This is a genomic window from Shewanella zhuhaiensis (genome assembly GCF_022484835.1).
Taxonomy (GTDB): Bacteria; Pseudomonadota; Gammaproteobacteria; order Enterobacterales; family Shewanellaceae; genus Shewanella; species Shewanella khirikhana.
In genome coordinates, this window is the sequence record NZ_JAKUDL010000001.1 from 1182561 (window position 1) to 1194598 (window position 12038).

Sequence of the window (12038 nt, forward strand, 5' to 3'; positions counted from 1 at the left end):
TAATTCTGCCACGGCTCTTGGCGTTTGCGTCCGGGGCCGTCATGTTAGTGCCCACACCACCGCCACAACCTATAATTTCCTAAGGTGGTGCTTTTGGGAGAGCAGTTTTATGCAGGATAAAAGCAAGTTGGCCACCCAGGTTATCCACGGCGGCCACGAGCGTGACGCCATGGGAGCCCTGGTTAGCCCGCTCTATCAGAGCGCGACCTTTGTGTTCGACAACGCCCGTCAGGGTGGCGCCCGTTTTGCCGGTGACGAGACCGGTTATATCTATACCCGCCTGGGAAACCCCACCACCACTGAGCTTGAGCGTAAGCTCGCCATTCTCGAGGGGGCTGAGGAAGCTGCGGCAACAGCATCCGGAATGGGCGCCGTGTCTGCGGCGCTGCTGGCCAACCTCAGTCAGGGCGAGCACTTGATTGCCAGCCGCGCCGTATATGGCTGCACCTTTGCGCTGATGACTGAGCTGATGGCCCGTTTTGGTATTGAAGTGACCTTGGTGGATTTCAAAGAAGCCGGGGCAATCGAAGCCGCCATCCGCGACAATACCCGGGTGATTTTCTGTGAAACCCCGGTGAACCCTCATTTGGAAGTGTTTGATTTGGATGCGATTGCCGACATCGGTAAGCGCCGCGGCATTTTAACCATAGTAGACAACACTTTCATGACTCCGTTGCTGCAGCGTCCGCTGGAGCACGGCATCGATATGGTTATTCACAGCGCCACCAAGTACCTCAATGGTCATGGCGACGTGATTGCTGGCATGGTAGCCGGTAGCAAAGAGCAGATTGATAAGGTTAAGTACCAGATAATCAAAGATATTGGTGCTGTGATGTCGCCCCACGATGCCTGGCTTATTTTGCGTGGCATGAAGACGCTGGATGTGCGGGTTCAGCGCCACTGCGATAATGCGGAAAAACTGGCCGAGTATCTTGAATCCCACCCCAAAGTGGGCCGGGTGTATTATCCGGGGCTTAAAAGCCATCAGGGCCACAGATTTTTGGGCAAACAGATGCGCCGCGCCGGTGGGGTAATTGCCTTTGAGCTTAAATCCGATTTGGATGGTTCAATCAACTTTGTTGACAGTCTCAGGCTGTTTACCATTGCTGTAAGTCTGGGAGATGCCGAGTCGCTTATTCAGCATCCGGCTTCCATGACTCATTCGCCCTATACACCGGAAGCCAGATTAGAGGCCGGCATTACCGATACGCTGTTGCGGATTTCAGTCGGCCTTGAAGATGTGGACGATCTGATTGCCGATTTAGCCCAGGCGCTCGATAAGCTCTAAGAAAGGTGCGAATAAGTCCCGCGCTTGCTCTGCGTGAACTAACACGGGGTCGATGCCAGGCACAGTTCTTGCGAATGGCCTTATTCCTTCGCAAGAGCTTTCCCAGAGACAGGTTTTACGGCTGGCCGTAAACAATGGAGCGCTTCTTTCGAGGCGCTTTTTTTATTGCGGATAATTTGCAGATTTATGACAACTGACTAGAGTTATTTTGTGGCAAGGAAAGGGAGCCCCGGCCACGTTAAACGACTCAAAGGAGTGAATCATGAACAAACTGCTTGTTTGTCTTCTGCTCGGCGCTGCTTGCCATTTACCGCTGTATGCCGCCGACGCCCCCAAAACTGAGCCTGCGGCTAAGTCCCCGACGCCTAATGCCTCAGTGCAAAAGCACCAAACCAGTAAAATCAGCATTAACAGCGCCACCGAAGCAGAATTACAGCTGCTCAAAGGCATTGGTGAAGCCAAGGCCAAAGCGATTGTCGAGTACCGTAAGCAGTACGGCCGCTTTGCCTCGGTGGAGGATTTGACCAAGGTATCCGGGGTAGGGCAGAAGGTACTGGACGACAACCGGGATTTATTGAGTCTGTGAAGTCCAAAAGGCCTGCAAATGCAGGCCTTTTGTTTATCTATTGGGCGGTTGATACAGGCTTGTCTGCTAATTTCCCGGATTTACTTGATTTGCGCTTGGGGCTTGGGGGATAATCTGCGCCGTTCCACAATCGTGGAAATCAATGGTGACCCCAGGGTCCCCCCGCAATGATAACCTGTGAACTCGGCCAGGTCCGGAAGGAAGCAACCGCAGCAGGCGACTCGTGTGCCGGGGTGAGGCTCTGGGGGAACCACCAATATCCTTATCTTACAGACACTTATCGAGTTTTACCCCTTGGTGGTACACAAGGTGGTCCACTTGAAAGGTCAATCTCTCTCGGTTACTCCTCCCTATTTATTCCAGTCAAGGCACGGTATTTGGTATGCCCGTATAGTCGTTCCTGAGGAAAAGCGTCCGGTAATCGGCAAGCGTGAGCTTAGAAGGTCTTTGTCTACCAAGGACAGGCTTGAAGCCGTTAGACGTTCCTGGGAAGTACTTCAGGCGCTCAGGTCATTGACGCAAAACGAAGCGGCGGCTTGCCCTCAGTTAAACAGTGAAGCCGTACCCTTAAGGCCAATCGTTGATGTTGTCCCCTCCGTAAAACCCCATACAGCAGCCAAGCTGCCAGCCCTCAGTGAAGTCGTTGCTGCATTCTGCCAGGAGAAATTGGCCCAGGGTGCTTGGTCCTCTATGTCACAGAAGCAGAACGCAACCACCTTCGCAGACCTGATAAAGATAGTCGGTGACGTTTCCGTTCAAGACTTCACCCGAGACTTGGCATTGAAGTACAAGACACACTTTACATCGGATCCCAATCTCAGCGTGGGGACTGTCAATAAGCGGATTACTCGCGTTGCCGCCTTAATGCAGTGGGCCAATGTGCATTACGGCTGTCTCAATCCTATGGCGGGACTGAGCATTAAGGTAGCGGCCAGGGTGAAGGCATCAAAGGAGAGAGCGGCGCTAACAGCTAGCCAGATTCGGCAGTTGCTCGGTGCAATCCCTCCGGTCACTGAGTCTCGAAGCCCGTTCAAGGCGTGGCTCCCCCGTCTGGCTGTCTATACGGGAGCGAGAGCAGGGGAGCTGGCACAGCTTTATCTGGATGATTTCAAAGTCATTGATGGACATCCGTGCATCCTTATCAGAGCCAGTCATCCAGACCAGTCCATCAAAACCCCAACCTGTGAGCGGGTCATCCCCATCCATCCGACTCTAATAGCCATGGGGTTCCTTCACTTCATCGAGAGACAGCGAAGTCAAGGCCACAAACGATTGTTCCCCGAGCTGCCAAGGCAAGCCGAAAGGGGCTATGCCCATCGAGTGTCCAAGTGGTTCACCACCTTTAAGGTATCGAAGCTGGGCTGGACTGAGCGTGAGACCCTACACGGAATACGTCATTCGGTTGCTACCCTGCTTAAGCGCAAAGAGTTTAGCTCAGACTTGGTGGCGGGTTTGCTTGGGCACTCTCACGGCTCAATAACCTTTGACCGTTACGGCAAGGAATATCAGGTGGGGAATATGCTAAAGCTGGTGGAGGCTATTGACTGGAATAGAGATTAGCTGGTGGTCAGGCTGCTTTGGCTCTTGGGCTTGGAGTGCATACCTGATCCCGATTCAGGACTCTGGCATGAAAACGGCTGAGCGAGTCCTTTAGTTTCTGCTGATATTTATTGTCCTGATATAGCTCAAGGACGACCTTGGCAACTTGCAGGTACTTTTGTCCTGTACGCTGAGTGACTCCTAACTGAGTCGTAAATGTTTCGGTAGATATGCGCTCATGTGACAGGAGGACTTTTGCTAGCTTACCAGGGTCAACAAAGTCTCTTGTGTCCTTGTTTGACTTTTTCTCCCAGAAGCAACGTGTGACGCCTAACACTATGTTCTCAACCCATCGAGGTAGTTCATCAATGTGATGGTAGTCCATCTCGGCATACATTGGGTTTTCTAGCAGGGTTGGCCGTCTTCCTCGATTGCTTTTCGGCCTCTCATCATGGGTAGTTTGTGGGGATGATGTATTCGAGTGGGCTTCGAAGGCGTACATATTTTTTACGTCCACCCAGTTGGTTTGATAGTCGATGATTCTTCTCCTTCGGTTGGTTTGAATTAGCGTCTCTATATAAAAGGGAGACCATGAAGGAAGGTTAGCGGTACCGTTGACCGCAACTGACGAAGTTGGAATTAGCGTCTCTATATAAGAGGGATACCTAAAAGACGGACCTAAAGGTCATTCCTGGTTAGGGTGATTGTCCTTGTCATGATCATTCTCTCTCTTGGGTCATACCCCCTTTCGGTGGTCTTCAGGTGTCCCTTTAAGGTAACTCCTTCCGTGCCGCCTCTCGTCCGGTCTTCAAGGCTATCCTGAAGGTGATGGGCTAGATGGTGTGATGATATTGATGGTGGTCTTCCTCCTCTTTCCAGGGTCCTTAGGTCATGCCTTAAAGGTGGCGAGTGGTTGATGGTCAGCGCCAAAATGGCTTTGTCCTTCCTAAACTGTGTCTTTTCAGACTAACAGTGAGGAGGCCCAATAGATTCCCTGTTGGGATACCCTCAAGGCGTAAAGCCACCACAGGACACCTCGGGGGCGTTCAGGACTTATTGGTCTGGTAAAGGATTGGCCTTACAGGGTAGGAGAGCCTTAAGGGGATTTTCAGTGAAGCCAATCAGACCCGTCATAATCCCTCCTCGCCTACCACATAGGCCCCTGTCTTACGGAGACTCGGGAGGACTACATTGCAGACCCAATCACGGAAGGTCAGGGCTGAAGGCAGATTCGAGCGCATCACCAATTGGTATACGTCCCCTTCGGGTATCACACTTAGGCCACGGTTAGGGATGCCCAAAGTGGGGCTTTCCCCTACTTTCACATGGGATGCCTTCAGGATTAGGCGGTTTGGGCATAGCCGCACAACTGCGTCTTTAGGGTTCCTGAACTCCAGGGCCTCCGCTACGTCCTTAGCCACAAAGTAGGGCTGGCCGTCCTTGAAGTCGGGGACCACACGGTCAATAAGCTCAATGATTGCCGCCACGTCACCATTTAGCTCCTCAATGGCTTGACGCATGGCATAGCCGCCACGCTGGCCCTTGGCGTACAGCTCAGAGGCTCGGACCTCATGGACGGATAGGACGGTGATAGCCAATTGCTGGGCCTTCACGGTATCCCCATCGGTCAGGGCATCGAAGGCGTCCAGGACCACATCATAGAAACCGTAGTCGCACCAATTGGCATAGGCGATAAGCCCTTTCTTGGTCGCTAGGGTTTTCGGGACGCCATCAGAATTAACCGCGCGCAAATTTGCGCTCGCCTCCAGTCGGTAGCGGTCACGGTGACGCCATTGATGTGGAAGGTTCTTCCTGGGCAGCTTAAACGCTCGGTGTATATCGTTCAGGTCATACATCCCGTCTTCATTGGGGTGGACCGTGGCGGTGATATTGTTGACCAGGCACCGTCATAATCCCCCTACCTCATAGGCCACTCAGGCGGCGCTCCATCCACTTATAGAGACCCTGACGGCTGACACTGACACCCATGTCCTTCAGTAAGCTGATAAGCGCTGTCTTGGCTGTCCCCTTCTCCAGCTCCCTCAGGATAAAGGCTGCGTGGTCATCGAGCTTGGAGCGGACCTCAGCGCCGTGCTTACGGCCATTGTGAAGCCCTGCGGCCTTGCGCCTCTCACAGGCTACCTTGGCCTTCTGGCTGCGCTCCTCGGCAAACCTGACGGCTGCGAAAGCCTCCCCTATGGCTATGAATACCTTGGGCAAGTCATTCACGTCCTCGGGCGCTATGGTGGTCTTTGAGTAGCACAGATGGAGGGTGGCCCCCTTGGTGGTGATAGAGGTGATGGTGTGAAGTAGCTGGTGGATGGAATCACGCCCTAGACGGGCTATATCAGACACTAGAACCACATCCCCAGCCTTGACCTCAGATAGCAGCTCGTCAATGCCTCGCGCCTCTGCGGTGGTCTTAGAGCCGGACAGGTTGAACTCCCTCCAGTTGTGAACGGTCAGGCCAAGCTCCCTGGCGTAGCCCTCAATGGTGAAGCGCTGATTGGAGCTGTCCTGCTTGGTGGAATCAGAGACACGGATGTAGGCGAATGTGGTCATTTGTCACTTACTGCTTGAGATGTAACGTCTAGAGATATTATTTGGTGCTAGAGTTGACATAAAAGTCAACCAGAAAGTGTCATCTGTAGAGTAATCTTTAGAGTTGACGCACAGAATAAGGAACACTGATCAATCCGTGATCAATCGGTTAACTGTCTAAGATGCTAGAGTTTTTCCTGGGAGCGCCATCACAGAGGCTTACAGTCGTGTCCGTATGATAACCGTCCTCAGGGCCACAAGGCCCCTCAATCGAACGGAGTGACCATGAACGAATTAAGCCATGCCATTGACCTTGCTAACCTGGAGCTGGTCATAGAGACGCTGCCAGTGATCCCCAAGGGCTACATGCGACTGATAAAGGAGGAGGACGACAGTTATATGATGGTGATAGTCCAGGAGTGCTTCAACGTGGACCCTCAGGCCGTGATGCTTAAGGACTGGAGGGCTGTCATCAGGGCAGAGGCCGAACAGGCGAGAGCTGAAGGGCAACCAGCGATAGTCTCTGACATGGCAAAGGTCTACTCGGTGGCCGCATAGGGTCAACCTGAAGGCTCACTCTCGGGACACCCCCCAGGGGGGGGGAACAGCGGAAAGCTCTATTCCCGAGTGTGGCCTCAGATTTTTGCTACATTTTCAAACAGGTAACGCGCTCCTACAGCAGATACGGGAAGAGGGGGCGAATGGGGGCAAATAGAACTGATTTTTCGATTTGTTATGAAAGCCTTCTTGTGCCAATCGGTCGTGTTTTCCAGCCTTTAGGCTATCGCATTTGTTAGTAACGTATGATGTTAAACTGCGCTTAGCAGTGTTTAGTCCACCAAATGGCAAGAGTAACTGCTGAGTCCGTATAGCTCACGGTTTCGAGTTGGCTCCGAGAGATAGGTCACTCATCAATGCTGATATTGGGATGTAAAACACCAGAGTAAGAATAAAGAGTGGAATTTGAGCGTAGTACCAGCAAGCATCAATGTTAGTTACTGTTTGAAATGTGATGTAGATTGTGATGGAAAGGATAGCCCCCACAAAAATATATACTTGATAAGTACTAAATCTGCCCCGCTTTTTCATTTTGTCAGGAACATCAAGGCTTTTGGCTAATAATTGTCCATACATAATGGACATTGCCAGTGAGAAGTCTGACAATTTCAGGTACGACTCAAAATTACCACTAAGCACTTTTACTACTAGCAGTACTAGCAATGGCAATAGGATGAAAATAGCCTCCTTAAGGGCTACATCATAACTAATCTTGTGCATCGCGTAAGTCCATTGACAATTGCATTTGTTCGACTTCTTTTCTGGGGATAACTCTGATTACTGTCTGTATAGTTTCATCTGCACCAGATTTCCTTCCCCGTTTACCCTTAATACCTTTTGTGGTTATGCGTCTGCGAACCTTTGCTTCAATAGCATCCCCAGGCCAAATCTCATGCTCATGTTCAAGCCACTCTTTAAACCACTTTTGGTCTGTAAATTTGGCGGTGACCTTACGGCCATTCAGTAGTTCGCAGTCCCATTGTAAGCCAGGAACATAAGATGGACGCCTAACAACGAGAACATCAATAGTAACGAAGCCTTGGGTTTCCTCTGCTGCACGCAATAGTTCCTCATATTTGTACGGACATGATAAGGATTTGCTAACTTCGGAAAAAACATCACCTTGCCCGAAATCAACAAGGTCATGTTCGGTAAGGCGTCTGTGGCCCTCATGTATGTTATGCAGGCCGTTTACAAGCTTTTCTATATCGCAGGAAGGGGTGCTGGTGAACTGAGCATAATGGTCCTCGTTGGCAGCCACCTGTGTCAAAATCCGATCAGCTAATCTATGAGCGTCTTCTAATGACTTAATCTCAGTATTGTCTGCTGTAATTTCCTGCTGGACGGCCAAGTAAATGGAGTTAAAGATTTTCGTAAAGGATAATCCCCTTATGTTTTCCGCAATCTTTAACGAAATATCGGCTATGCACGAGCCTACTCTTGTTGAGGCTAAAACGGATGTACATTTGACCTCGTTACCATAGCCTAGGATGAATGCGGATTGAATGTCATCAAAACCCTTGACGTATAGAGCCATTGCTTCAAACACTCGTTCAGGTCGAGGTGAGTCGGGATCGAAATCAATACGAATGGAGTAACTCAGAGGCATTTTTTATTCCATTTTAATGTTGTCCTTATTCTGAGCAGCATCTTACATCATTTAACTTAATTTGCTAACTATCAGTTAGTTAAGTTGTTGGTAATGTGCTTTTCCCCACAGTCTGGTGGCAAAATATCATCCAGCTGGCTAGTGAATGGCGTTTTGCGTAAAAGTGCGGTTAGCTCTCTAACCAAGCTCCGACACTTCAACTGCGCTGGTAGAGGTAATTTTGTGCACAAAGCAAACCATCTAAGTTTGGGGGCATTGCTGTCTATTGAAGGGACAACCCTGAAGGTGGTACAAAAGGTGGTTCATTAACAGCAGTTACCGTCACGGGCAAAACTCGGTCATGTAAGTAGGCGCTAACCCCAGGGTCCCCCCGCAATGATAACCTGTGAACTCGGCCAGGTCCGGAAGGAAGCAACCGCAGCAGGCGACTCGTGTGCCGGGGTGAGGCTCTGGGGGAACCACCCAACTGTTCCCCCGCGATATACCAGTCCACACTCTCCTGTGACAACCTGTAAGCTGATCCCTATGACTGTCGGGTCGGCAAACTGAGTTAATCCTGTTCCCGCATTCTTTCAATATTGCGCTTTTTCAGAAATGCTCTGGATTTTTCCAGCGCCGCCTGAATTTCATTTTTCATTTGCGCCAGCTCGTTGTAATCCTCAAAAAAGTAGGTATCCACCAGGTGGCGGATATAACGTACCGGCAATTGATTCAGGGTGATACAGGAGAGATCGGCCAGATAGTCTTCAGGAAGTTCATCCATTAACCCCTCATCGGAGAGGATCTCCATCAGCAGCACTTCATAGTAATTCCGGATTTCGAGTTGCATAGGGCGCTCCGCGTTTTAATTATCCTGTTTCCACAACCGGTTGGCGGCGATAAACAGCTGACTGTGTCTCTCGCTCAAGTGTAGCGGATTTGCACTGTATCCGCCGCCAATGACCGCAGCTATGGGGATCCCGGCTTCCTTTGCCATCCCCAGCACCATCAGATCGCGTTCAAATAGCCCCTGGGTGCTGACATCCAGATGACCGAGGTTATCATCCCGGTGAATGTCTACTCCCGCATCATAGAGAATGGCGTCTGGTTTTTCCAGACGGATCAGATAGCTGAGGGTTTGGCTCAGGCTGTCCAGGTAGCCCTGATCACCAAGCCCCCGTGGCAAAGGCACATCGTAATCTGAAGGGGGCTTACGGCTGGGGAAATTGGCGTCGCAGTGCAGCGACACGCTAATCACATCGTCCATGACAGCGCACAGGGTGGCGGTGCCATCCCCCTGATGAACATCACAATCGACAATCATGACCTTGTCCGCCCGGCCTTCATCTATCATCAGCCGCGCTGCCAGCGCCAAGTCGTTGAACACGCAATAGCCACTGCCAAAGTCATGATGTGCATGGTGATAGCCGCCGGCAAGGTGCAGGGCTATGCCATGGGTGAAGGCGAGCCGGGCGCTGGTAACTGAGCCCCCAAGGGAGTGCAGGGTTCGAATAACCAGGTCTTCACTCCAGGGAAAGCCCAGCCGCCTTATTGCAGCGGGGGCAAGGTTGCCCTCCAAGAAGGCTTCCACGTAAGTTTTGTCGTGGATACGGCAGATATCGGCGCTGGAAACTGGCTCTGGAGAGATAAACTGAGACTCACAAACAAGCCCATGCTCCAGCAGATGTTGTCGGAGATGGGCGTATTTGGTGATGGGAAATTGATGCTTGGGCGGCAACACCAGCCGGGAATAGCTGGTGTGATAGACCAGTGGGATCATCTTAGAGCTGTTTAATGGCCCAGCTCATGAATTCCTTACGGGTTTTCTCATCGGCTTGCAGCCACCAGTATTGCAGCATCTGCTGGGCATGGTCGCCAGCCTGGGCCGGTGGCACTGGGCTGGTGGCCTGAGGCGCCTGGGCTGCAGTGGCAGCAACCGGTGCGCTTTGGCTGACAGGTGCAACAGGGGCAGATGCAGCGGCAACCGCGCCTACACCGGCTGCAGCGGTAGCGGCTGCGGCGGCTTCATCGATGTCCACGCCTTTGCTGCCACCAAACAGGCGGTCAACAAAGCTGTCTTCTTTATAGTCGGTCTGGAAAACCTTGTAGCTCACTTCGCCCTTGTCGGCGCGGGTCACAACAACCTGAGGCGCTTTGGCAAACTGCTTGGGCTGCTTGACGACTTCGCCGCTGGCAGGTTTCAGGAAGTAATCATGGTCGCCATCTACCCTCAGGGTCACGATAAAGGGGGCAGACTTGATAAAGCTTTGGCTGTCACTGAAGTCGTCCTCCACCATGTCGTGGTAGCGGATAGCAATTTTGTGGGTACCTGGGGCCAGATCAAGCTCGGCCTTGTGGGTGAAGCTATTGGTGGAAATTTGCTGGCCATCCAGTGCCAGGTACTCAAATGACATGGGAATGGTGAGACTGCCGGCAAACACCGAAGATGAGGCGGCCAGCGCAAGCAAAGCGCCGACAGGCAAAACTGATTTCATTGTTGCTCCTTAACGATTGTAACTTTGATGTGGCCGCTCGAAAGCCTGAATGCGGTCTTCGATATAGCTGATTGCCTGACGGCATTTTCCCAGCCGGCGGTGCATCAAAAGGATCTCATTTTGCGCTTTGATTTTGTCAGCACCGTGACAATTTTCAAGCATTGTTTCCAGCTCTTCGATTTTTGACTCTATTTTTCTGGCCCAGTTCAAATGTTTATTCAATTCTTCGTAAAGTAAGTGGCTGTTTTGCATCACGCCGGCGGCTATCCAGGCAAAACCGCTGTTGTCGTGTTGCCGCTGGCGGCTGCTGAGCATCCGCTCCCGCGCACTTGCCTTTGCCTGTGCCTGGGCTTTGACATTGATGCCGGTGGTCACCAGTGCCCGCTTAACGGCACTGAATCTGTCATTAATCCGTTCACAGGCGGCGATAATGGTGCCGGCGTTGAGATTGAGCTTAAGCCGCTGCTCAAGCTGCTTAATGTCTTTTTCAATCTGAGCGATGCACGGGTGGAGCTGGGCGCCATGTTGAACAAACAGCTCATTGTTAAAGCGCTCGGTGTCCTGCATCAGCTTACGACTGTGGGGCGCCAGGGCGGCATCGTGCTGCAGTACTTCCTGCTCCAGCGTTTTAAGCTGGCTCTTTAACCTTGCAAGCAGTGCGTCGTATTTCAAAACCAGGCTCTCCAGGCGAGTTGGACCGATGCGGCTATGACTATCAGAATAAAGAGTGGCCGGATAAAAGGAAGCCCAAATTGGATGGCGCTGCGCGCGCCAAGGTAGGAGCCCGCCATCATGCAGGCACCAAGAAACAGGCCAACAGCCAGATTAACCTGTCCCAGCAGTAAAAACATCAACAGCGCCGTGCTGTTGCTGATAAAGGTCATTGCCCGCGCCAGGGCGCAGTTTTGCAGCACCGGTAAACGATATAGATGGCTGGAGCTCAGGGTCCAGAAGGCGCCGATGCCAGGACCCGCGTAACCATCGTAAAACCCAAGTGGCAGCCCCTGCAACCATTGCCGCCTGGGCCCCGGTGCGTGCTCGCGGCTTTTCGCTTCGGCATGCTCAATGGCACCTGGGCTTAACAAGGTGTAAAAGGCAATGGCCATGATGATAAGTGGCAAAAGCTTAGCCAGCACGGTTTCAGAGGTGAGATACACCGCCAGGGTGCCAAAGAGGGCGCCAATGAAAGTGGCGATTGCTGCGTTGTACCAAAAGCCGGGCACAAACAGCTGCTTGCGGTAGTAGGTTAACGCCGACATCGCCGAGCCAAAGCAGGCCGACAGTTTGTTGGTACCCAGCGCAAGATGTGGCGGCAGGCCCAGCGTCAGCAGTGCCGGGATTGACAGCAGTCCACCGCCACCGACCACGGCGTCGATAAATCCAGCCAGGAGCCCGACCGCCGCCAAAATGGCCAGACTGGTCGGGTCAAGCAGTAAGTCCAAA

12 protein-coding genes and 2 other RNA genes are annotated in these 12038 nt (G+C 52.1%); 6 read left to right on the plus strand and 8 right to left on the minus strand.

Translation table 11 applies throughout. The annotated features are described in order from the left end of the window. Positions 1-109 precede the first annotated feature (109 nt). The 4 genes from megL (at position 110) to MJ923_RS05010 (ending at position 3434) form a co-directional block, all read left to right on the plus strand. Positions 110-1288 (plus strand): methionine gamma-lyase, encoded by a 1179-nt coding sequence (gene megL / locus MJ923_RS04995; RefSeq protein ID WP_240590136.1) that lies wholly within the window; start codon positions 110-112, stop codon positions 1286-1288. A gap of 262 nt (positions 1289-1550) precedes the next feature. Then, positions 1551-1874, plus strand: coding sequence for a ComEA family DNA-binding protein (locus MJ923_RS05000; RefSeq protein WP_240590137.1), 324 nt, complete (start codon positions 1551-1553; stop codon positions 1872-1874). 151 nt (positions 1875-2025) lie between these two features. Further along, an RNA gene (gene ffs / locus MJ923_RS05005) (signal recognition particle sRNA small type) lies at positions 2026-2122 on the plus strand. Positions 2123-2192: 70 nt separating this feature from the next. Further along, the gene (locus MJ923_RS05010; protein WP_240590138.1) at positions 2193-3434 is read left to right on the plus strand and encodes a site-specific integrase; all 1242 of its coding nucleotides are present in this window, start codon (positions 2193-2195) and stop codon (positions 3432-3434) included. Between the two features lie 1109 nt (positions 3435-4543). On the opposite strand, the gene MJ923_RS05015 is transcribed toward MJ923_RS05010, so the two are convergent. Then, positions 4544-5269, minus strand: coding sequence for a BRO-N domain-containing protein (locus tag MJ923_RS05015; RefSeq protein ID WP_240590139.1), 726 nt, complete (start codon positions 5267-5269; stop codon positions 4544-4546). Positions 5270-5336: 67 nt separating this feature from the next. Further along, positions 5337-5975: a recombinase family protein gene (locus tag MJ923_RS05020; protein WP_240590140.1), complete on the minus strand. Its 639-nt coding sequence runs from the start codon at positions 5973-5975 to the stop codon at positions 5337-5339. 264 nt (positions 5976-6239) lie between these two features. Here MJ923_RS05020 and MJ923_RS05025 point away from each other — a divergent pair, with 264 nt between their 5' ends. Beyond that, a complete protein-coding gene (locus MJ923_RS05025; RefSeq protein ID WP_240590141.1) occupies positions 6240-6512 on the plus strand; it encodes a hypothetical protein in 273 nt (90 codons plus the stop codon). A gap of 706 nt (positions 6513-7218) precedes the next feature. Here MJ923_RS05025 and MJ923_RS05030 read toward each other — a convergent pair. Continuing rightward, positions 7219-8121 (minus strand): hypothetical protein, encoded by a 903-nt coding sequence (locus MJ923_RS05030; protein WP_240590142.1) that lies wholly within the window; start codon positions 8119-8121, stop codon positions 7219-7221. Between the two features lie 359 nt (positions 8122-8480). Here MJ923_RS05030 and ffs (MJ923_RS05035) point away from each other — a divergent pair. Continuing rightward, positions 8481-8577, plus strand: an RNA gene (ffs, locus tag MJ923_RS05035) — signal recognition particle sRNA small type. Positions 8578-8671: 94 nt separating this feature from the next. Here ffs (MJ923_RS05035) and MJ923_RS05040 read toward each other — a convergent pair. The 5 genes from MJ923_RS05040 to MJ923_RS05060 are packed head-to-tail and all read right to left on the minus strand — an operon-like array spanning position 8672 to position 12037. Beyond that, on the minus strand, positions 8672-8950 hold the full coding sequence (locus MJ923_RS05040; RefSeq protein ID WP_240590143.1) for a late competence development ComFB family protein: 279 nt from the start codon (positions 8948-8950) through the stop codon (positions 8672-8674). Between the two features lie 15 nt (positions 8951-8965). After that, positions 8966-9880, minus strand: a complete 915-nt coding sequence (locus MJ923_RS05045) for a histone deacetylase family protein (protein WP_240590144.1) — start codon at positions 9878-9880, stop codon at positions 8966-8968. 1 nt (position 9881) lies between these two features. Continuing rightward, entirely contained in the window at positions 9882-10595 is a 714-nt protein-coding gene (locus tag MJ923_RS05050) for a DUF2057 domain-containing protein (protein ID WP_126166369.1), read from the minus strand. A 9-nt stretch (positions 10596-10604) separates the two neighbouring features. Next, positions 10605-11267 carry a primosomal replication protein gene (locus MJ923_RS05055; protein WP_240590145.1) on the minus strand — a complete coding sequence of 221 codons (663 nt, stop codon included), beginning with the start codon at positions 11265-11267 and terminating at the stop codon, positions 10605-10607. Then, positions 11264-12037: a TSUP family transporter gene (locus MJ923_RS05060; protein WP_240590146.1), complete on the minus strand. Its 774-nt coding sequence runs from the start codon at positions 12035-12037 to the stop codon at positions 11264-11266. Before MJ923_RS05060 ends, MJ923_RS05055 begins: the two co-directional genes overlap by 4 nt. Position 12038 lies beyond the last annotated feature (1 nt).